General features: G+C 48.0%; 21 protein-coding genes. 16 read left to right on the forward strand and 5 right to left on the reverse strand.

All coding sequences use genetic code 11. From position 1 onward, the window contains the following. Position 1: 1 nt before the first annotated feature. From lipA to ACKRDP_RS02655, 10 genes are all read left to right on the forward strand, one after another. A complete protein-coding gene (lipA, locus tag ACKRDP_RS02610) occupies positions 2–802 on the forward strand; it encodes a lipoyl synthase (RefSeq protein ID WP_409153193.1) in 801 nt (266 codons plus the stop codon). A 230-nt stretch (positions 803–1,032) separates the two neighbouring features. Continuing rightward, positions 1,033–1,392, forward strand: coding sequence for a 50S ribosomal protein L20 (rplT, locus tag ACKRDP_RS02615; protein ID WP_409153194.1), 360 nt, complete (start codon positions 1,033–1,035; stop codon positions 1,390–1,392). Then, positions 1,389–2,402 carry a phenylalanine--tRNA ligase subunit alpha gene (locus ACKRDP_RS02620; RefSeq protein WP_409153195.1) on the forward strand — a complete coding sequence of 338 codons (1,014 nt, stop codon included), beginning with the start codon at positions 1,389–1,391 and terminating at the stop codon, positions 2,400–2,402. Before rplT ends, ACKRDP_RS02620 begins: the two co-directional genes overlap by 4 nt. A 2-nt stretch (positions 2,403–2,404) precedes the next feature. Next, a complete protein-coding gene (locus ACKRDP_RS02625) occupies positions 2,405–3,610 on the forward strand; it encodes an MFS transporter (RefSeq protein WP_409153196.1) in 1,206 nt (401 codons plus the stop codon). Positions 3,611–3,632: 22 nt separating this feature from the next. Beyond that, positions 3,633–4,739: an HD domain-containing phosphohydrolase gene (locus ACKRDP_RS02630; RefSeq protein ID WP_409153197.1), complete on the forward strand. Its 1,107-nt coding sequence runs from the start codon at positions 3,633–3,635 to the stop codon at positions 4,737–4,739. After that, positions 4,736–6,052, forward strand: coding sequence for a UDP-N-acetylmuramoyl-tripeptide--D-alanyl-D-alanine ligase (locus ACKRDP_RS02635; protein ID WP_409153198.1), 1,317 nt, complete (start codon positions 4,736–4,738; stop codon positions 6,050–6,052). Before ACKRDP_RS02630 ends, ACKRDP_RS02635 begins: the two co-directional genes overlap by 4 nt. Next, positions 6,036–6,635 (forward strand): DUF8089 domain-containing protein, encoded by a 600-nt coding sequence (locus tag ACKRDP_RS02640; RefSeq protein WP_409153199.1) that lies wholly within the window; start codon positions 6,036–6,038, stop codon positions 6,633–6,635. The genes ACKRDP_RS02635 and ACKRDP_RS02640 overlap by 17 nt, the downstream gene beginning before the upstream one ends. Before the next feature lie 39 nt (positions 6,636–6,674). Further along, positions 6,675–7,985, forward strand: a complete 1,311-nt coding sequence (locus tag ACKRDP_RS02645; protein WP_409153200.1) for a TolC family protein — start codon at positions 6,675–6,677, stop codon at positions 7,983–7,985. Further along, positions 7,982–9,100, forward strand: a complete 1,119-nt coding sequence (locus ACKRDP_RS02650; RefSeq protein WP_409153201.1) for an efflux RND transporter periplasmic adaptor subunit — start codon at positions 7,982–7,984, stop codon at positions 9,098–9,100. Before ACKRDP_RS02645 ends, ACKRDP_RS02650 begins: the two co-directional genes overlap by 4 nt. A gap of 2 nt (positions 9,101–9,102) precedes the next feature. Further along, positions 9,103–12,345 (forward strand): efflux RND transporter permease subunit, encoded by a 3,243-nt coding sequence (locus tag ACKRDP_RS02655; RefSeq protein WP_409153202.1) that lies wholly within the window; start codon positions 9,103–9,105, stop codon positions 12,343–12,345. Here ACKRDP_RS02655 and ACKRDP_RS02660 read toward each other — a convergent pair. Then, positions 12,338–12,625 carry an isoamylase early set domain-containing protein gene (locus ACKRDP_RS02660; RefSeq protein ID WP_409153203.1) on the reverse strand — a complete coding sequence of 96 codons (288 nt, stop codon included), beginning with the start codon at positions 12,623–12,625 and terminating at the stop codon, positions 12,338–12,340. The two genes, ACKRDP_RS02655 and ACKRDP_RS02660, sit on opposite strands and share 8 nt — an antisense overlap. Positions 12,626–12,646: 21 nt before the next feature. Between ACKRDP_RS02660 and trpE the strand changes: the two genes are divergently transcribed. After that, the gene (gene trpE / locus ACKRDP_RS02665) at positions 12,647–14,152 is read left to right on the forward strand and encodes an anthranilate synthase component I (protein ID WP_409153204.1); all 1,506 of its coding nucleotides are present in this window, start codon (positions 12,647–12,649) and stop codon (positions 14,150–14,152) included. Here trpE and ACKRDP_RS02670 read toward each other — a convergent pair. The 3 genes from ACKRDP_RS02670 to hemE are packed head-to-tail and all read right to left on the reverse strand — an operon-like array spanning position 14,132 to position 16,771. Next, positions 14,132–14,674 carry a hypothetical protein gene (locus tag ACKRDP_RS02670; RefSeq protein ID WP_409153205.1) on the reverse strand — a complete coding sequence of 181 codons (543 nt, stop codon included), beginning with the start codon at positions 14,672–14,674 and terminating at the stop codon, positions 14,132–14,134. The two genes, trpE and ACKRDP_RS02670, sit on opposite strands and share 21 nt — an antisense overlap. Continuing rightward, positions 14,652–15,773: a tRNA (guanine(26)-N(2))-dimethyltransferase gene (locus ACKRDP_RS02675; RefSeq protein WP_409153206.1), complete on the reverse strand. Its 1,122-nt coding sequence runs from the start codon at positions 15,771–15,773 to the stop codon at positions 14,652–14,654. The genes ACKRDP_RS02670 and ACKRDP_RS02675 overlap by 23 nt, the downstream gene beginning before the upstream one ends. Continuing rightward, positions 15,770–16,771 carry a uroporphyrinogen decarboxylase gene (hemE, locus tag ACKRDP_RS02680; protein WP_409153207.1) on the reverse strand — a complete coding sequence of 334 codons (1,002 nt, stop codon included), beginning with the start codon at positions 16,769–16,771 and terminating at the stop codon, positions 15,770–15,772. The genes ACKRDP_RS02675 and hemE overlap by 4 nt, the downstream gene beginning before the upstream one ends. Positions 16,772–16,868: 97 nt before the next feature. Here hemE and dapF point away from each other — a divergent pair, with 97 nt between their 5' ends. Genes dapF through ACKRDP_RS02700 form a run of 4 tightly spaced genes read left to right on the forward strand, consistent with a single transcriptional unit; the run spans position 16,869 to position 19,660 of the window. Beyond that, complete coding sequence (gene dapF / locus ACKRDP_RS02685) at positions 16,869–17,714, forward strand: diaminopimelate epimerase (RefSeq protein ID WP_409153208.1); 846 nt, start codon at positions 16,869–16,871, stop codon at positions 17,712–17,714. Between the two features lie 40 nt (positions 17,715–17,754). Then, positions 17,755–18,615, forward strand: a complete 861-nt coding sequence (ispH, locus tag ACKRDP_RS02690; RefSeq protein ID WP_409153209.1) for a 4-hydroxy-3-methylbut-2-enyl diphosphate reductase — start codon at positions 17,755–17,757, stop codon at positions 18,613–18,615. An 8-nt stretch (positions 18,616–18,623) separates the two neighbouring features. After that, on the forward strand, positions 18,624–19,121 hold the full coding sequence (locus tag ACKRDP_RS02695) for a DsbC family protein (RefSeq protein ID WP_409153210.1): 498 nt from the start codon (positions 18,624–18,626) through the stop codon (positions 19,119–19,121). After that, positions 19,118–19,660, forward strand: coding sequence for a P-loop nucleotide/nucleoside kinase family protein (locus ACKRDP_RS02700; protein ID WP_409153211.1), 543 nt, complete (start codon positions 19,118–19,120; stop codon positions 19,658–19,660). Before ACKRDP_RS02695 ends, ACKRDP_RS02700 begins: the two co-directional genes overlap by 4 nt. Here the strand turns inward: ACKRDP_RS02700 and ACKRDP_RS02705 are convergent. Next, a complete protein-coding gene (locus tag ACKRDP_RS02705; RefSeq protein WP_409153212.1) occupies positions 19,593–20,702 on the reverse strand; it encodes a S41 family peptidase in 1,110 nt (369 codons plus the stop codon). The two genes, ACKRDP_RS02700 and ACKRDP_RS02705, sit on opposite strands and share 68 nt — an antisense overlap. 92 nt (positions 20,703–20,794) lie before the next feature. Here ACKRDP_RS02705 and ACKRDP_RS02710 point away from each other — a divergent pair, with 92 nt between their 5' ends. Next, positions 20,795–21,025, forward strand: a complete 231-nt coding sequence (locus ACKRDP_RS02710; protein ID WP_409153213.1) for a 4Fe-4S dicluster domain-containing protein — start codon at positions 20,795–20,797, stop codon at positions 21,023–21,025.

The raw sequence follows: 21,025 nt of genomic DNA on the forward strand, positions 1-21,025 counted from the left end.
GATGGAACTGGTTGGAAAAACCCTGTGTATACTGAAAAAGTATTCTCTCAACACCGTCTGTGAGGAATCCCTCTGTCCAAACATTGGAGAGTGCTTTTCCAAAGGGACAGCTACCTTCCTGATAATGGGCATGGTATGCACAAGAGCCTGCAAATACTGTCATGTATCCAGCGGAAGACCACAGCCACCAGACCCCTCAGAACCAGTCAGGTTATACCATGCAGTTAAAGAGCTTGGGCTCAGGCACGTGGTGATAACCTCCGTGGACAGGGACGACCTTCCAGACTTTGGTGCGGGGCACTTCAGGAGATGCGTGGAGTTTCTAAAGTCAAGAGACAGCAGTCTAAGGGTTGAGGTGCTAACTCCAGACTTTCAGGGTTCTGAGAAAGTCCTTGAGGAAATCATAAAGGCAAAGCCCCACATACTTTCCCATAACATAGAAACGGTGGAGAGAATCTTTAGAGAGGTGAGACCTCAGGGTGATTACAGGAGGAGCCTCAGGGTTCTCAGGTTCTATTCCGAGAGCGGAGTCGCTCCTGTAAAGTCTGGCATAATGCTTGGTCTTGGTGAAAGGTGGGAGGAGATAATAAAAACCATGGGGGACCTTAAAAGCGCTGGTGTGTCCTCTCTTGTGATTGGGCAGTATCTAAGACCAAGCCCAAAACACTACCCCGTCAAAAAATTCTACTCTGACGAGGAGTTCAAAAAACTTGAGGAGATAGCACTGGAAATGGGCTTTGAAAAGGTTCTTTCAAAGCCTCTAGCGAGGTCTTCTTATCACGCAGAAGAGCTTGCACTCTAAATCTTTCAATCCCACATTTGGCGGCTAAAACCCGTCGTGGCATTTCGCCGAAAACTCTTCAGCAACAATTACTATAATAGCATAGGGGTGCCATCAAAAGCAAGCAAATTTTCTCCAAGTGGCGGTAGTGCATTTTTTCTTTCCTGTCCTCAGGAAGGTGGGGATTTTTACCGCCACGCTCAGGATTATGCTATAATTAAAAGATTGTTAGGAAACCTTAGGAGGCTGAAATGCGTGCAAAGGGTCCTTCTTCAAGGAAGTTCAAGAAGAAGATACTGAAGCTGGCAAAGGGTTTTAGAGGTCAGCGTAAGAATGTATACAGAAGGGCGAAGGAGTATGTTTTCAGGGCTTTACAGTATCAGTATAGAGACAGAAGGCAGAGAAAGAGGCAGTTCAGAAGGCTCTGGATTGCCCGTATTAATGCTGCGGTCAGAGCCCATGGACTTTCCTACGGCAAGTTTATGAACGGACTTTCAAGGGCTGGCATAAACCTCAACAGGAAAATGCTTGCAGAGATGGCAGTTAGAGACCCTGAAGGTTTTTCTAAAGTGGTAAGCAGGGCGAAAGAAGCTCTGGCACAGACTGCATGATAGATTTTCAGAGGCTTCAGGGAGAGCTCGAGGAGGAAATACACAGAGTAAAAGACCTTAATGAGCTCTCACAGCTCAAAGCAAGATACCTTGGAAAAAAAGGGTTCATAACTCAGGCAATAGCACACATAAGGGAAGTGTCTCCGGAAGAGAGGAAGGAATACGGCTCGAGGGTAAACAGTCTAAAGGAGTTTGCAGAAGAGCTTTTCAGGAAAAAGGAGGAGGAGCTAAGGGCTTTTGAGATTGAAAGAAAGCTCTCAAAAGAATGGCTTGACCTTTCCGTGCCCCTTGAGCCTGCCATCGGCACCCTTCACCCACTTACTCAGACTCTGAGAAGGATAAAGGACATATTCGTGAGTATGGGCTTTTCTGTAATGGAAGGTCCAGAGCTTGAACTTGAAGAGTATAACTTTGATATGCTCAACATACCAAAGGAACATCCAGCCAGAGAGATGCAAGACACCTTCTATGTAAACAGGGAAGGTTATCTCCTGCGCACCCACACCTCTCCTGTTCAGATAAGAACCATGCTATCACAGAAACCTCCCATATACATAGTGGCCCCGGGGAGAGTTTACAGAAGGGATGATGACCCTACCCATTCGCCCATGTTTCATCAGGTGGAGGGTCTCGCTGTAGACAGGGACATAAACTTTGGACATATGAAATACACCATTGAGACCTTTCTCAGGGGGTTCTTCAAGATAGACATGCCCGTCAGGTTCAGAGCCTCTTACTTTCCCTTCACAGAGCCCTCTGCAGAAGTGGATATAGGCTGTGTCATATGCGGTGGTGAGGGCTGCAGAGTCTGTAAAGAAAGCGGCTGGCTGGAGGTTATGGGCTGTGGTATGGTTCATCCTGTGGTCCTTCAGAACTGTGGTATTGACCCTGAAGAATATCAGGGTTTTGCCTTTGGAATGGGTGTTGAAAGGCTTGCCATGCTCTATTTTGGTGTAGACAACATAAAGCTGTTCTTTGAGAACGATATAAGGTTTCTCAAGCAATTTTAACCATGCTGAAAGACTTTACGCCCCAGGAGAGGAAGGTAGTTCTCAGCATAACTTTTGCAGTTATGGTGCGCATGCTTGGTCTGTTTTTGCTCCTTCCCGTTCTATCACCCTATCTGAAGACCCTTGAAGGAGCAACTCCACAGCTTATAGGTCTTGCCATAGGCATATACGGTCTTGCGCAGGCTATTCTTCAGATACCCTTTGGTTATCTCTCTGACAGACATGGAAGAAAGCCTGTAATATTGGTTGGTATGCTCACCTACGCCCTTGGCAGTCTAATGGCTGGTCTTGTTTCAAACATATGGAGTATGGTGTTTGCTCGTTTCCTTCAGGGCTTTGGTGCAGTCTCTTCTGCCATGATAGCTCTTTCTGCGGACCTTACCAGAGAAGAGGTCAGAACAAGAGCTTTTGCCCATATAGGTGCCTCCATAGGGCTTACTTTTGCTCTCAGTCTTACAATAGCCCCGGTTCTTGCAGGAAAGTTTGGAGTTCCATTTCTCTTTTTTCTCACCGCATTTCTAAGCCTTCTTGCCACAGCGGTGCTTATGCTGAGGGTTCCCGAGCCTTCCCAGAGGTCAAAGGAGAGGGAGATAAATCCGTCGCTGAAAAATATAACCATGCTTCTTACCGATAAAAACCAGCTTTTCCTCAATCTCTCCATAGCCCTGACCCATGCCTTCATGGTGGTCATATTTACCGTGGTGCCCTACGAACTGGTCTACCTCTACCACTTTCCCAAGCTCAGACACTGGGAGATTTACCTGCCCACCATTCTTCTTGCCCTTGCCTTCATGGTGCCGATGGTGATTCTGGCAGAAAAGAGAGGCAGGTTCAGGGAGGTGTTCATGCTCGGGGTGCTACTTCTTGGGCTTTCCTTTATATCTTTTGCGCTTCTTGGAAACTTCCTGGGCATTGTGCTTATGGTTCTTTTCTTCTTTATGGGCTTTAACCTGCTTGAGGCCCTTGTCCCCTCACTGCTGACAAAATTGACTCACAGAGACCTGAGGGGACTTTCCCTTGGCTTTTTCAACACAACCCAGTTTCTCGGAGCCTTTGCGGGCGGTCTGTGGGGGGGTTATGTGCTAAAGCATGGATATAGCTATATGACAGTGATAGCAATTCTGGCTGTGCTGATATGGTTTGTGTCTGGCCTTCTCTGGTTCAACGGTTTGAAAATTCATTCAAGGCTTGGAGTTGCTAAGGAATAAGCGCTGGTTAAATTTACTCGCAATGAAAGAAAACATCACAAATATACTCCTTACAGTGCTTGAATACAGAGATGTGTATACAAGAGGGCATACAGACAGGGGAGTGTTCTACGCTCTGAAGATAGGGGAGAGTATGGGGCTTTCTGGTGAAGAGCTGGAGTATATTCGGATTGGCGGTATGGTGCACGACGTGGGTAAAATAGCAATACCCGACGTGATACTCCTCAAGCCAGGGAGACTGACAAAAGAGGAGTTTGAAATAATGAAATTGCACGTGAGCCTGGGTTATGAGATGGTAAAAGATTCAGAAATACCCGGGGAAGCTCTCAATGTGCTACTCTATCATCAGGAAAAGTATGACGGAAGTGGCTATCCCTTTGGTTTCAGAGGTGAACAGATACCCTTGCTCGCGAGGATATACACGGTGGCGGATTCCTTTGAAGCCATGACCTCAAGAAGAATATACAAGAAAGCAAAAAGCTGGGAGCAGGCTATGCAGGAGATGGAAGAACTCGCCTCAATACACTTTGACCCAGATGTTGTGTCTTACGCAGTAAAGACCCTGTATAGTCTGAGGTATGTGAGCATAAACCCCTCCCATGTTAATCAGGAAATAGAAAAGATAAGATGGAGCTTCCATTACATGGACCCGACAGGTGCCATAAGGGGTGACCTTTTTCTTCCGGCTCTGAAGGCCTTTATGGAACAGAAGGACAGCTTCTGCCTTACAGTGTTTGATATAAAGAACCTCACGCATATAAATCTCCAGAGAGGCTGGGAAGCAGGAAACGAGGCCCTGAAGAGGCTCGTCTGGGCTATAAACCTTCAGTGCTGCTCAATGCATGATATAAAGGATGTTATACTCAAGCTCATGAAGGAAGATGTTATAGATATAATGAGCCCTGTTATATTCCGCATAGGAGGTGACGAGTTTGCAGTTATTGCACCATATATACCTCCGCAGGAGAAGGTTCTTGGTGTGGTAAGGAGCATGAAGGAAATAGGAGTTGATATAGACTATTTACAGATGTCCTATCCTTCAACTTTCTCCAGCTATGATGAGGCCCTTGACAGGATATTTAACTTTACAAAAAGGAAGCTGCTTGGGCTCTATAATATAACCTCATGACAACCCTGGAGCTGGCGGAGCTTCTCAGGGCTCAACATTCTGGAAAACCCTTACCCTTCAGTGGCTTTTCAATAGATAGCAGAAGCGTGCAGAAAGGACAAGTTTTTGTAGCCATAAGGGGCAAAACCCACGACGGGCATGATTTTGCTCTGGATGCGCTGAAAAGGGGCGCAGTGGGTGTAATCTGTGAAAGAAGGCTTGAGCTACCCACTGGAGCTCCCCAGATACTGGTGGAGAATTCGCTGGAAGCCCTCAGAAGCTTTGCTCGCTGGAGAAGGGAAAACTTCAGAGGTAAGGTCATTGCCATAGCCGGGTCTGCAGGCAAGACTACCACAAAGGAGCTTACCGCCTATCTGCTCTCAAAAGTGGGAAAGGTCTGCAGGACTCCCAGAAACTACAATTCTCAGGTTGGGGTTCCACTTTCGGTGGCAAACTTTGGGGAAGGTTGCCATTTCTGGGTTGTGGAGATAGGGGCAAGTCAGAAAGGTGATGTGAGAAGGCTTGTTGAGCTGGTAAGACCCCACATAAGGGCAATAACCGCCATAGGGGAGGAGCATCTTGAGACCTTTGGGTGTCTTGATGACGTGGTGCTGGGAAACGGGGAGGTTTTCCACCAGATGGAGGAAGAAGACTGGGGCGTATGCCCTTCCAGCGTATCCCACTGTTATTCCATACATAAAAAGCTTGTATTCGGAGAGGGGGAGTTCAGGGCAGAGAATATAAACCTTTCCGAGGAAGGTATTAGCTTCAGGGTCTATGGAGTGGATGTGTTTATTCCAGTGCCAAGCCTGGCTCTGATAGAAAACTCCCTTTGTGCCTTCGCCATACTCAGGACTCTGGACATTGACTGGAAAGACCTCGTCCACTATCTTGCAGATTTTCACCCCGTGGAAGGACGCTTTCGTATACTGAGAAAAGGAAAGGTAGTTCTGGTAGATGATACTTACAACGCCAATCCACCTTCTGTCAGGATGGCTCTGAAAAGTCTCAGCCTGTTCAGGACTCGAAGAATCGCAGTTCTTGGCGACATGCTGGAGCTTGGAAAGGACTCTGAGCACTACCACAGAGAAACAGGGAGGCTATGTGCGGAGCTTGGCATAGATGTATGCCTGTTCCTGGGAGAGCACATGAAGCATGCCTATGAGTTATGCAAAGAGCTGGGAGGAAGGTGCTACCATTTTAAAGCACCAGAGGAACTTCTTGACTGGCTTCTCAGGAATGTCAGTGGGAAAGCTGTTATACTTTTTAAAGGTTCAAGAGGCATGAACATGGAAAGGCTGGTGGAGGGCTTTTTGAATGGCAGAGCTGATTGATGTTTATAAGAACCTTGAGGGGGGCATACTGTTTCATACGAAGCTTGAAAAGCTCAAGTATCAGGAGGGAAAGGTATACCTGAACCCTACCCCCCTCGCCAGAAGGCTGATACTGACTGGAGATGTGATAAATCTGGGATACATGAACTTTGTGCTTCCAGGAAGGGTTGTAGGTAAAAACGAAAATATTATAGTAAACATCTTTTATGCAGGCGAGGGAAGGCTCGGAGACAGAAGCAAGCCTAGGGTTCCGGTTCAGAAGGAACATGCCTTTATGGTTCTCCTCAAGATTGGTGGCATCTTCCGAACCTTCGAGCCAGTTGACATATCGGAGGGTGGTTTCTCCCTTGTGATAACAGATTCTTCCCTCGTGCCTGAAATGATGAACAAGAGCCTGGATTTTAAGATTACGGGCAGAGAAGAGCTTTCTGGAGTCTCTGGCACTGCAAGGCTTGTGGGTATAGTGGAAGAAAGACCCTACAGTTCAAAGCTTGCTTTTGAGGTTGATATTGATGATGCCAGCTCCACTAAGATAAGGCTATATGTTATAAACACCATAAAGAGGTTGTTGAGTGGTGCTTGACATATTAGAATATAATGATATAATTATATTGCGATAATCATGGGAGTGTTGATTTTATTGCTCACACTGCTAACTCTGGCTTTTGCCAGGGATATTACCCTGAAAGAGGTGGTGGACCTGGCACTCAAGAACAGCCCTCTGATAAAGTCTGCTCAGAGGGATTTGAGAGCTCAGGAGCTTGAACTCAAGGCTGCAAGAGGTGCCCTCTTCCCCAGGGTTAAACTGGAAGAAACCTTCACAAGAACAGACATGCCCGCCTACGCCTTCATGAGCCGGCTCAATCAGGAAAGAATAACACAGCAAGACTTTGACCCAGGGAGGTTAAACAACCCCTCATCCATAGACAACTTTGAGACAAAGCTTACCCTTGAGGTGCCCATATGGCTGGGTGGTAAAATTCAGTCTGCACAGAAAATGGCGGAGTATGAATACAGAGCGGTGGGTTTTGAAGCTGGAAGAAGGGAGGAGGAGGTTATAAGGCAGGTATACCATGCATACATGGAGGCAGTTCTTGCAAAGGAAGCTATAAAAGTGGCCAGACAGGCAGTTGAGGATGCAAGAGAGCATCTCAGACTTGCAGAGCAGATGCACAGCGTTGGCATAGCTCTGCTTTCTGATGTGCTCAGGGCAAAGGTGTATCTCTCCAAGGCGGAGGAAAACTTAGATAAGGCCATAAGGGGCTATCAGGTTGCAAAGAAGGGGCTTGAAGTAGCAATAGGTTTAAAGCTTGGAGACTTTGATGTTCAGGATGAAAGCGCTTGCCCTGCGGTAAACCTCCAGGCTCTAAAAGAAAGAGTTCTGGGCAGGAAGGATATAAGAGCCCTTGAGGAGAGGCTAAAGGCACTGGAAGAAGCCTACAGGCTCACTCTTTCAGACAACCTTCCTCAGGTTTACGCCTTTGCCCAGTATTTTCTAAACTCTAAGGAATATCCTTTTGGTGCTGACGGAAAAGGCTACCTTGCGGGAATAGGCATCTCCTGGACCTTTGACACTGGACTGACCACATTCAGAAAGGCTCAGGCAAACCTTGAAAGAAAGGCAAGCCTTCAGGAGAAGTTAAAGCTCCTGAGGGATTCTGCGGTTTTTGACCTTGAGAAGTCTTACGCCGAGTATGAGAACGCTCTGGATATGCTCAGGTCCGCTGAAGACAGGATAAGGGCAAGTCAGGAGGTTCTCAGGGTCATGGAGGTCCGATACAGAAATGGACTTGCCAGGATGGTGGATATACTTGATGCCCAGACAGAGCTTGACAGGGCAAGACTGGAGAAGGTTCAGGCAATAAACGCCTGCCACAAGGCTTACATGGATATCCTCTATAACGCAGGCTCCGTAGAGGAGGTGAAAAAATGAAGGGCTGGATAAAGTATGCAGTATTTGTCCTTATAATCCTTGCCATGGTGGTCTGGCTCGGGGGGTTTCTCACAAAAAAAGAAAAACCTGGCGAGGTATCTCAGGAGGCAAAGGTTGTTCATGGTATCACCACAGGCAATGTGGAAAGGCTTTCTGAAGTTCTTAGCCCCTACACAGGTCAGATAGTGGCGGACAAAAGGGTGGAAGTTTCCACAAGGATTATGGGAAGGGTGAAGCATGTTCTGGTGAAGGAGGGTGACAGTGTAAGGATGGGTCAGCTCCTTGTGAGCATAGATGCGGAGGACATAAGGGCTCAGGCGGAGGCAGTGCAACATCAGATAGCTCAGGCGGAGCAGGCACTCAGGTCAGCATCCGCAAACTATGAGGCCGTAAAAAAGACCTTTGAAAGGTATTCAGCCCTTCTAAAGGAGGGTGCCATAACGCAGCAGGAGTTTGACCAGATAAAGGCACAGTTTGAGTCAGCAGAGGCTCAGGTGGCACAGGCAAGGGCGGGTGTAAAAGCAACACAGAGCCAGAAACAGGCAGTGGTCAGCAATCTCAAGTATGCGGGTATAACCTCGCCGGTGAACGGCTATGTGGTGCAGAAGGGAGTTGACGCTGGAGACCTTGCAGTGCCGGGTCATCCACTTCTTGTCTTGGAATCACCACCCTATCTATTTGAAGTCTTCCTGCCAGAAAGGTTCGCAGGCAGGGTCATGGCAGGTCAGGAGTATGAGGTAAGCATATCGGGGTTGAACAAAAAAGTCAGAGGCAGAGTGGTGGAGGTATCTCCTGCCCTTGACCCAATCACCAGAACCTTCAGGGTTAAGGTAAAGCTTGAGGATACCCAGGGTATAAGAAGCGGTATGTATGCCAGCATACTTATACCGGAAAGGGTGGAAGTGTTTCTTGTGCCAGAGGCTGCCATCGTGAAACGCTTTGACTTTACAGGTGTGTGGGTTGTAAAGCCTGACAACACCCTTGAGCTCAGGTTTGTCAGGCTGGGTGAGAAGAGGGGAGACAAGGTGGAGGTGCTGTCAGGTCTAAGGGAGGGTGAGAGGATAGTCATCCAGGGCATAGAGAAGGCCTGTGAGGGTTGCAGGGTAGGAGGCTGAGCATGTATGGCTTTGCTGGAAGGCTTGCCAACTACTTTATAGACTCAAAGCTCACTCCAGTTATTATACTGGTTTCCCTTGCCCTTGGTCTTTTTGCCGTTATTACCACTCCAAAGGATGAGGAGCCACAGATAGTGGTTCCCATGATAGACATAATGATTTCCTACCCAGGTGCAACCCCAGAGGAGGTGGAAAGGAGGGTTGTGGCACCCCTTGAAAAGAAGCTCTGGGAGCTCAAAGACATTGAATACATTTACTCTGCAAGTATGGAAGGCATGGCGGTGGTCACCGCCAGATTTTATGTGGGAACGAACCCGGTAAAAGCCTTGGTGGACCTCAACACCAAGATGATGTCTGCCATGGACCTTGCACCCCCGGGAGTGATGCTGCCACCCCTCGTAAAGCCAAAATCCATAGACGATGTGCCCATACTTACCCTTACACTCTGGGGCAAAAACTACGACCCCTACGACCTGAGACGCATATCCGAAGCCCTTGAAAACGAGATAAAGAAGGTTCAGAATGTGGCTGATGTTTTTCTTGTGGGTGGAAGACCAAGGCAGGTGCGCATAATCCTTGACCCGCAGAGAATGGCTGGCTATGGTATATCCCCTCTTCATATAGCCCACCTCCTTCAGGCTGCAAACGCCCAGTCTCTGAGCGGTAAGGTGGTTCAGGGTGGCAGGGAATATCTTGTGAGAACGGGGGAATTTCTAAGGTCGAAGGAGGATGTGGAAAACATAGTGGTTGGTGTCTTCAACGGAAAACCAGTTTATATGAAAGATGTGGCCACTGTGGTGGATGGTCCCTCTGAGGTGAGGGATTATACCCTGATGGGTTTTGGACCAAGGCATGAGGAAAAGGGCATACAGGGTGTAAAACCTGGAGAACTTTACCCCGCCGTTACCATAGCTGTTTCCAAGAGGGTGGGAACAAATGCGGTGGAAGTAGCTCAGGAGGTTCTTGAGCTGGTTGACCATCTCAAAGGGAAGATAATACCAAAAGACCTTGAGGTTACCATAACAAGAAACTACGGAGAGACGGCGAAGGAAAAGGCAGACACCCTCATAAAGAAGCTAATAATAGCCACTTTTTCCGTCATACTCCTGATTGCAGTAGCCCTTGGCTTTAAAGAGGCCATAGTAGTAGGCATTGCGGTGCCCGTCACCCTTGCCATAGCTCTCTTTCTCAGTCAGGTTTTTGGCTTTACTCTGAACAGGGTTACCCTCTTTGCCCTCATATTTGCCATAGGAATTCTCGTGGACGACGCCATAGTGGTGGTGGAGAATGTGCACAGGTGGTTTGAGCTCAAGCTGGCAAAGACGCCCAGGGAGGCAATAGTCAGGGCAACAGACGAGGTGGGAAATCCCACAATCCTTGCCACCTTCACCGTCATAGCAGCCCTCATGCCCATGGCTTTTGTGACAGGTCTTATGGGTCCCTACATGAGGCCCATACCCATAAATGCTTCTGTTGCCATGTTTTTCTCACTGCTGGTTGCCTTTATCATAACCCCCTGGGCGAGCTATCTGCTCCTGAGGAAAAAGTTTGACCAGGAGCATGAAAAGCATGAAGTGAACATAAGAGAAACAGCCTTCTGGAAAATATATTCCCGTCTTATGGTCCCACTCCTGACAAGCAGAGCAAAAAGATACGCCTTTTATGGCTTCACTCTTGCCCTGATGGGTCTGTCTGTGGGGCTTCTTCTCACAAAGGTAGTGGTTGTCAAGATGCTACCCTACGATAACAAGAGCGAGCTTCAGGTAGTTATAGACATGCCCGAGGGAACCCCTCTTGAGAAAACCCTTGAGGCCACAAGAGCCATAGGCGACTACATATCAAGGCAGTCCATAGTAACCGATTATCAGATATACGTGGGAACATCTTCACCCTTTAACTTCAATGGATTGGTAAGACACTACTACCTGCGTCAGGGCTCAAACCTTGCAGACATTCAGGTAAACCTTATAAACAAGGACAAGCGCCAGGAGCAATCTCATGACTTTGCCAAGAGGATAAGACCTGCGGTTCACGAGATAGGGAGGAAATACGGAGCAAAGTATGTGGCAGTAGTGGAAGTTCCACCGGGGCCACCAGTCCTGTCACCTATAGTGGCGGAGGTGTATGGTCCAGACCTCAGGCTTCAGCAGGAGTTTGCCAGAGAGGTGCTAAAAGTTTTCAGGGAGAGTAAGAGCATAACAGATGAGGGTATATACCTGGAGGACCCTGCACCTCTCTTGAGACTGGCAGTAAAGGAAGACAAGGCAAAGCTGGCAGGTTTTTCAAAGCAGGAGATTGTCCACACAGTCCAGGCATTGCTTGGGGGTTATCAGGCAGGCATAATGCAGAATACGGACACAGAGCACACACCCATAATAGTGAGGTTTGACGAAAAATACAGAACCCTTGACATGCTCCATATGCTTCAGGTAACCACAAGGGATGGTAAAAGAGTGCCCCTTTCAGAGCTCGTTGAGCTAAAAGAGGACACCGCACCGCCTACCATCTACCGCAAAAACCTCAGGCGCGTGGTGTATGTAATAGGCGATGTAGCAGGAAGAGAGGAAGCGCCCTTCTACGGTATTCTTGATGTGAGGTCGCAGATAAATAGCCTGCCCAACCCTTATGGAGGTGTTAAAGAGCTCTGGATGTCCCTGCCCCTTCTGGAGGATGGCCTTTATGTGAAGTGGGACGGTGAGATGCACATTACCCTTGAGGTCTTCAGAGACCTGGGGCTTGCCTTTGGAGTTGCCCTCTTTGTAATGTATGTGCTTATCCTTGGTTGGTTTAAGGACTTCAGAATCCCAGGCATAATAATGGCACCCATACCTCTTACCCTCGTGGGTATAATACCAGGACATCTTATAATGAACGCCTTCTTTACCGCTACTTCCATGATAGGCTTTATTGCCCTTGCGGGCATAATAGTGAGAAACTCTATACTGCTTGTAGACTTTGCAGAGGAAAGAATCAAGGATGGAGTTCCTCCCCATCTTGCCGTGGTGGAAGCGGGCGTCATAAGGACAAGACCTATACTGCTCACTGCGGTGGCAGTCATAGTGGGCGCCTTTGTCATAATCTTTGACCCTATCTTCAACGGCCTTGCCATATCCCTTATATTTGGAACCATAGGCTCCACAACTCTCACCCTTGTCCTGATACCTGTAATGTATTACGCCAGCAGGGTCAAGAGGATGGAAACCCTCCCGACCCCAGAAGAGGTGCAGAAAGACATTCTCAGATAATTAGGAGGCTGTCTGTGGTGCCAAAGGGGTTGGGCACCTGCTGGTCTGCAGACAGCTCATTCTCCCAGTGCTGTCCATCAATAAGGTATTTGAACCTGTAGCTCCTTCCAGTTTTCAGCCTCTTGCTTATCCAGAAGGTGCCGTCCTTTTTCCTCTTCATTGGTTCAGGCTTCCAGTTGTTCCATTCACCAACCAGCTCCACCCTCTGAGCATCATCCCTCTTCACATAAAAGCTAACCACGCATATGTCCTTGCCTTCCTGATAGGTCTTTGTAACCATGTGCCACCTCCTCTAATTATTATGCTACCATATATAGGCATGTATCTGAACCTCAGCCGGGAGCAGGTAGAAGAGCTGTCTAAGGATTACAATGTAATTCCTCTCTTCGCGGAGTTTATGGCGGATACTGAAACGCCTCTTTCTCTCTATCTTAAACTGAGGGAAGGCTGGAAATACAGCCTGCTTCTTGAAAGCGCTGAGGGAGGGATAAAGTGGGGAAGATACTCCTTTGTAATTCTTGCCTCAAGCTTTCAGTATGCATGGAAGAGGGGCATAGCCTACCTTTACAGGGGTGGAAAGGTAAGCCTTCTTCAGGAAGGGGACCCTCTCAGACCACTGGATGAAATGCTGAAAGCGCTCAGACCTTACCATGACCCTTCCCTTCCCAGGTTCTGGGGTGGTTATGTGGGCTATGTGGGCTATGATGTGGTAAAGCGTTATGAGCCTGTGGAAGATAAAAAACCAGACCCCCTTGAGGTCTTTGACCTCCTCTTTGTGCTGAGCGATGCGCTGGTGGTCCATGACAACCTGAGCGGGAGCATAAAAATAATCGTGCCCATGCTCACAGAAAGAGGCATACAAAGAGAGTATGAGAGAGCCAGAAGTCTCGTAGAAGACCTGAGGGGCAGGATATTTGAAAGCTGTGTCTATCCTTTGCACTTCTCACAGGAGGATGTGAGGCTCGAAGAGTGGCGTTCAGCATACAGCAAGGAAGAGTTTATGACAATGGTGGAAAGGGCGAAGGAGTATATATCTCAGGGGGATGTGGTTCAGGTAGTGCTCTCTCAGAGGTTCAGAAAAAGTTTCTATGGTGAGGCTGAGAGCATATACAGGTCCCTGAGATACCTAAACCCATCGCCCTACATGTATTACATGGACCTTGGAGACCTGAAGGTCATAGGCTCTTCTCCAGAAGTGCTGGTCAGACTTGAAGGGAAAAGGATAGAAACAAGACCCATAGCAGGCACAAGGAAGAGAGGGAATACCCCTGAGGAGGATATGGCTCTGGAGAGGGACCTGCTAAATGATGAGAAGGAAAGGGCTGAGCACCTCATGCTTGTTGACCTTGCCAGAAATGATGTGGGGCGCGTGAGCAAACCCGGAAGCGTGAGAGTGGAGGGTTTTATGAGGGTTGAAAGGTATTCGCATGTGATGCATATAGTGAGTGATGTGGTGGGTGAACTGAAGGAGGGGCTTTCTGCAGTGGACGTGCTGAAGGCTCTATTCCCTGCGGGCACGGTTTCCGGAGCTCCAAAGGTAAGAGCCATGCAGATAATAGAGGAGCTTGAAAAGGAAAGGAGGGGCATATACGCAGGTGCGGTGGGTTATATATCCTTTGAGGGCAACATGGACATGGCTATAGCCATAAGAACAGCCCTATTGTTGGAAGATGAGCTCTTTCTTCAGGCAGGTGCCGGAATAGTGGCAGACTCTGACCCTGAGAAGGAATGGTGGGAAACGGTTAACAAGGCAAAGGCTCTCATGAAGGCGGTTGCTATGGCAGAATCAGTCCACAAAGAGAGATAAACCCTTTAAACCTTTCCTTCTAAAAAGTTCCCTTTTAACCATGGACTTGAAGAGCTCCTCGTCCCCCTTGAAGGAAGAAAACCTTCTCAGGATACTTGCCTTCTCCTCCCTGCTGAGACCTTCCCAGATTTTCTTCGCCATCTCACCCTCAAGTCTCTGCAGTGTGTCTTCAGCCTCCTTCAAGTCCTCAGGCACATGCACATTTAACTCTCTCTTAAGAATCTCCTCTGCAAGCCTGACCTTTCTCAGAAACCTTTCCCTCCAGTCTTCATTCCCCGAGGCTTTCCCCATATGAAGCCTTCTGAGCTTCTGTATCTCTCTAAAGCTCATGAAAAGGGGCAACTTTGACCTTTTTTCTGGAGGATGGAAAAGAAAAAATTTCTTTATCCCTTCCCTTATCACTTCAAGCGGATAGCCCTCCTCCTCAAGAAACTTAAGAAACCAGACGTCCCTGGGCGACAGGAAGTGCCCACCTCCTTTCAGCTGGAGTATGAAATCCTTAAGCTCTCTGTAGTAGCTCATTTACTCTTTCAAGGACCTCCCTGTGGCTCAGTCTTGTTCTAAAGCCCTCTGGAGTAAAATGAGTCCTTACTCCTTTAAAGACTTCCAGAAACCTCTCTATGGATGGAGACTGACCTATGCGAAAGGCTCTGCAGAGAGAGGATATGGTGTAAAAGCCAAGAGTATCACACTCACACTCCCTTCTGATTCTGTCTAAAAGTCTGTTTGTGCTGTCTGATATGTCAACCCTGCCCCTTATCTCCCATAGCCTGTGCACCAGCTCCCTGTCCCAAAGCTCTCCAAGCCACAGTGGCCCGGCAAGGAGAAGCGAACCCCCACAGTGGGGACACTGGTGCCCTATACTATCCAGCCCAGCCCCATCCCTGTAGAGGCACTTCGGGCAGTATAGAAGAAAGCCTATTTTCCTGAAAAGACTGTCTGTCCTTCTTGGTCCTATGTCCTTGATAAAGAATATCCTGAAGTAGTGCCTGTAGGAATAAGAAAATACAGGTCTCAGGGCGTAGTCCATCTTTGCCCCCTCTTCCAGCACCTTCTTTATCAGGATACGCACGCCCACCTCGTGGTAGAACTCTGCGGAAAGAAGCGGTCTTGAACCGTATCTTCTCATACATGTCTCAGGATAGGTTCCAGAAAGCACGGAGGTGTCCGTGGCAGTCACCGCAAGCATCCCATGCCTTGCAACGGGAAGTATACCACTTTCCAGAAAGGGCACTGGGGAACCAAAGGGGTCAATATCCACATAATGGCAGTTCCTGAGCCTTCTCAGAAGAAGACAGGCATCTTCCTGATGGACCTCCACCTGCTCTTCTGGTATGGCGTGCCTCTGGAGCATCCCTTTGAAGAAGTTAACCGCTTCCTGGCTTATGTCGTTGTATACGGCTTTCTTTACTCTGTCAGTTTCCAGCAGAAATCTCATGAGCCTGACACCGCTTGCACCCATGGGGTCGCAGACAAGGAGTTCTTCCTGTGGAAGGCAAAGAAGCATAAGAAGGCTTATGTCCCTGTTTTCCCTCATGTGGGGGTTGTAGAAAACGCCCATCTCTGAGGATATGACCTCTGGAAGCTCAAGGTCTAAGAATACCCTTCCCTCTCTTATCATGAAAGGCTGTAGCTCTTTACGGTATCCACCAGAAGCTTTACCTTACCAAGTTCCATGTCGGGCATGAGCCCATGACCCAGGTTAAAAACATAGCGTGTCTTTCTCGGAATGCACCTCAGAAGCTCAAGGGCTCTTTTTTCTATGGTTTCCTCATGGCAGTAAAGCACTGCGGGGTCAAGGTTTCCCTGAAAGGCTTTTGAGCTGTTTTTCATGGCAGAGGGCATGTCCACCGTCCAGTCCACGGAAAGGGCATCCACAGGCAGGCTTTCAAGGGCTTTTAGAAAGGAGCCAGAGCCTCTGAAAAAGTATATGACAGGTGCATCCGTCTGCTTTTTCAGGCCCTCAAAAAGGGGCTTCAGATAGTTCTGTGCATAATCCTCAAAGTCCTCAAAGGCAAGGTGCATAGCCCAGCTGTCAAAGACCTGCAGAATATCTGCACCAGCCCTGACCTGACCCAGCAAGTATTCAAGGAGGTTTTCAACCAGTAAGGGCATTAGCTTCTTATACTCCTCTGAACGCCACATAAAGAGCTTTGCCCTTCTGAAGTCTCTGTTTGAACCACCCTCCACCATGTATGCCATGAGTGTGAAGGGGGCACCACTGAAGCCTATGACCGGCACATCCCTTACCTGAGCCTTGACAGCTTTTATTATCTCCCCCACAAACTCCACATGAGAAAAACTTATTCTCTTCAGGCCTTCCACCCTTCCATCCCACTCAAGCCTTGGACCCTCACCTTCAAGAAACTCCACCTTTACGCCCATGGGCTCAAGAGGCACAAGTATGTCCGAAAAGATTATGACTGCATCTACCCCAAGAAGCTCCAACGGTAGAAGGCTCGCTCTGCTCGCCAGCTCCACCTTTTTGCAGAAGCTGAGAAAGTCTCTTTCCCTTTCCCTGAGTTCTCTATACTGGGGCATATACCGGCCCGCCTGACGCATTAGCCAGACAGGAAAGCGCGGGATTTTTTCACCTCTGAGACTTTTCAGAAGAAGCATGATTTAATATCTTAGCATATTTTTCACCCCCCGGGATGGGGGGTGAGGGAGGAGGTGAGCCATGGGGTTGCTGGGGGATTGGGTATAATAATATAGCATGGAATTCACGAAATTGCAAGGGTCTGGAAACGATTTTATCCTCATGGACAACAGGGATGGCAAGGTAAACAGGCTCACAGAGAGGCTTGGTCTGAATATGAAGGATTTTGTGGTATCCCTCTGCAAACCACACACTGGCATAGGTGCTGACGGTCTTATTCTGATAGAGCACCCACAGAACCCAGACAACCACTTCAGGTGGCAGTTTTTCAACGCTGATGGCTCTGTGGCGGAGATGTGCGGTAATGGTTCAAGATGTGCGGTAAGGTTTGCATACGAGAGGGGGATAGTGGGAGAAGAGGTAAGGTTTGAGACGCTTGCGGGAGTTATAAAAGCCTGGGTTATTGAAGGTGGAAGAAGGGTAAAGGTTCAGCTTACTGAGCCTAAAGATTACAGGGAAGTGAAGCTTGACATTAATGGAGAAAGGATAGAAGGAAGTTTTATAAACACGGGCGTTCCTCACTTTGTGGCGGTTGTTGTAGAGCTTGAAAGGCTGGATGTGGTGAAGGTTGGCAGGTCCATAAGGTTTCATCCAGAATTCCAGCCAAGGGGAACCAATGTGAACTTTATAAAACCCCTTTCGGAAAGGGCAGTGAAGATAAGGACATATGAAAGAGGAGTTGAGTCCGAGACCCTTGCCTGCGGAACTGGGGCTACTGCCTCTGCCCTTGTTGCCTACATGAAGGGGCTTGTAAGTGCAAAGCCAGTTGAAGTGCTTACGAGCGGTGGAGAGCTCCTGAGAATAGACTTCAGCGACGATTTCAGAGAGGTTTTCCTTGAAGGGGGTGTATGTAAGGTGTTTGATGGCTTCTTGTCAGAGGATGCACTGCTTTGCATGAGATAGCTCACAGATACTTAGAAGGACAGAGGTTATAATTCCACCTATGGCAGAGATAATAGTTGCTCAGCACGCAGGCTTTTGCTTTGGAGTCAGGAGAGCTATAAACCTTGCAGAGGAGGCAGTAAAGGATACAGCAACAGGAAGAAAGGTGCTCAGCATGGGTCCTCTCATACACAACCCTCAGGAGGTTAAAAGGCTTGAGGATAAGGGTCTGAGGCTCTTAGAACACGAGGAGGAGCTGGATGAGAAAAGCACCGTAATAGTTCGTTCTCACGGAATACCGCCTCAGAAGGAGAAAGAGCTCATATCAAAAGGTGTGAAAATAGTGGATGCCACATGTCCTTTTGTGAAGGCTGTTCATGAGGCTGTTGTAAAGCTCAGTAAGGAAGGCTACTTTGTGGTATTGGTAGGTGAAAAGGACCATCCAGAAGTGGTGGGAACGCTGGGGTATCTCAGGGAGTGTGGTGGAAGGGGCATGGTGGTGGAGAGCAGGGATGACCTCAGGGAGGTTCTTGGAAAAGACAGGGTCGGTATAGTGGCTCAGACAACTCAGAACGAACAGTTTTTCAAAGAGGTGGTGGGAGAAATTGCCCTCTGGGCAAGAGAGGTGAAAGTGATAAACACCATATGCAACGCCACCTCAGAGCGTCAGGAGGATGTCTACACGCTGGCACCTCATGTGGATGTTATGGTGATAGTGGGTGGCAAGAACAGCGGCAATACAAGAAGGCTCTACGAAATAGCGAAATCTCTGAACCCCAAAAGCTACCACATAGAAACACCGGAAGAACTCAAAGAAGAATGGTTTGAAGGGGCAAAAAAGGTGGGCATTACTGCAGGAGCTTCAACGCCCGACTGGATAATAGGGCAGGTGGTGGACAGCATAAGGAGCATGGTTGTATAATCTTGAATATGAAACTGCTCTTTCTGCTCTTTATCCTGTTAAGTCATGGCTTTTCTCAGGACCTGTATACAGAGTTTATAAGGTCTCAGGTAAAAGAGATACCCCTCAGCAAAGCCATAGTCGTGGGGAAGGGAAAGAGGGAGCTCATAACCTTCATAAACCCGGACTGTGGGCACTGCAGAAAGGAGTGGCAGGCTCTAAAGCCACATCTGGACAGGGTCAAGCTCTACGTGTTCCTGCTACCTTTCAGAAGCTTTCCAGAGAGCCATGCCAAATCCTACTACATAGCCTGTTCAAAGGATAGAGTCAGGGCTCTTGATGAGGTGCTCTCCGGGAAGTTTGACGGCAGACCTCCAAGGGTTAAAGAGTGCCCCCTCGTGTATGAACACATAAAAGTGGCAGAAAAGCTAAACGTTCAGGGAACGCCTTACAACATAATATTGGGAAGTTATAAGGTCATAGAGGGCTATAGCCCGGCTCTGCTCCAGGAACTTGGCATAAGATGATAGTGGTTGTCATGGGGCTCTCCGGCTCTGGAAAATCCTTTCTCGCCAGCATACTTCATGAGGATTTTGGCTTTGAATGGCTCAGAAGCGACCTGATTAGAAAAGAGCTGGCAGGCATTGACCCGCGCCAGAGGGTAAAGGAGGGTTTTGGCGAGGGGATTTACTCGGAGAAATGGACGCAAAGGGTTTACGAAGAAATGATAAAAAGGGCAGGGGAAGAGGCAAGTAGGGGCAAAAATGTGGTTCTTGATGCCACCTTTCTCCAGGAGTGGCAGAGGCAAATGGTAAAGGAGAACTTTCCAGATGCCATATTTTTGCTTGCTTATGCTGAGGAGGAGGAAATAATAAAAAGGCTAAGAGAAAGGCAAGATGTGTCAGATGCAGACATAGAGGTATACCTCAAGCAGAAAGAAAGCTTTGTTCCACCCCATTATGCCATACCCATAAACACAGAAAGAAGCAGGGAAGAGCTCAGGGCTGTCCTACGGGAGATGCTCCTGCAGAGTGAGTGGAAAGACACTCAAGAGAACGCTCTATAGGATTTCCCCCTTCCAGCTTGCAGTCAGGACTAATACCCTTTTCAGTGGTCACGGGTTCACCGCTTGGAAGTTTCATCTCAAAGGTGATTAGCCTGAGAACATTACCACAGGAATCAAGAAGATACATGTTGCTCCCCACATACTTACCCACAGTGTTTTCTCCCACTATGACTGCCCCCTTATACCTTTTGAGAAGAGTGGCAACCAGCTCTGCTGCGGATGCCGTTTGTCTGTTAACAAGCACCACAATGGGCTTATTAAAACCCTCCCTGTTTGTAAACTGATAAATTCCCAGGTTTCTTCCCCTGCCTTCAAGATAGAACATGACGCCCTCCCCTCCTATCAGCATATCCACTATGCCTTTTGCCACAGATATTAGCCCACCGCCATTATCCCTTAGGTCAAGAATAAGTATATCTATGTTGCCGGCATTGAATTTTTCCATCGCCTCCCTGAACTGTTCTACCGCGGGCTGTGTAAAATTGGTGAGCTTAATGTATCCTATATTCTTATCGCCATGTCTCCCTAAGGCCATCTCTTCTATCACGGGCACTGAAAATTCACCCTTTACCGCTCTTATGTCCATAAAAAGCCCATCCCTTATTATTTCAAGGCTTATAACTTCACCTTTCTCCGCCTCTCTTATAACCCTTCTCCACTGGTTTTTATCGCTCACACCGTTTATGGATACTATCAGGTCGCCTTCTCTGACCCCATACTTTTCAGCGGGAGATCCGGGAAAAACCTTTACCACATAGCCCCTGTCGTCCCACCGCACACCCAGACCCACCATCTTTGAGCTTGAATACCAGAGCCTGTCTTCTTCCTGCCTTGTTATGGATGTCCATCTGTCTCCTATTTTTCTTATCTGTTCTATTAGCTCCTGTTCATTCTTCCACTGAGTATCCTTTATCCTGTCCCACCATAGATAGTGCCTTTCCATGAGCACGCCAATCCTTTTTAATAGCTCATCTTTTGGACAGTCTTCACCTGCAAAGGAGATATGAAGGAGCAAAAGCACCAAAAAGATGGGTGCACCCATATGAGTTCAGTTAAGGAAATATAATTCAGTTGACAAAAACTTCAAGTGTTATAACTTATAAACACCTGATTAATTTTCTTAGGAGGCAAGGCATGTACTATGTGGCAGAGGTGATCAACGAAGAGTGCACCAAATACAACTGCAAGCAATGCACCCTTTTCTGCCCAGAGCCCAATACCCTCATGTATACAGATGAGGAACATCATGCTTATGTAATTCAGGACAGATGCAAGGGCTGTGCCCTGTGTGTGTATGTTTGTATAAACCTTTTGAAGAGAAACGCCATTCACATGGTGATGCCAGAGGTGCATGCGGAGAAGTAA

The organism is Pampinifervens navoyensis (genome assembly GCF_046159715.1).
Taxonomy (GTDB): domain Bacteria; phylum Aquificota; class Aquificia; order Aquificales; family Aquificaceae; genus Pampinifervens.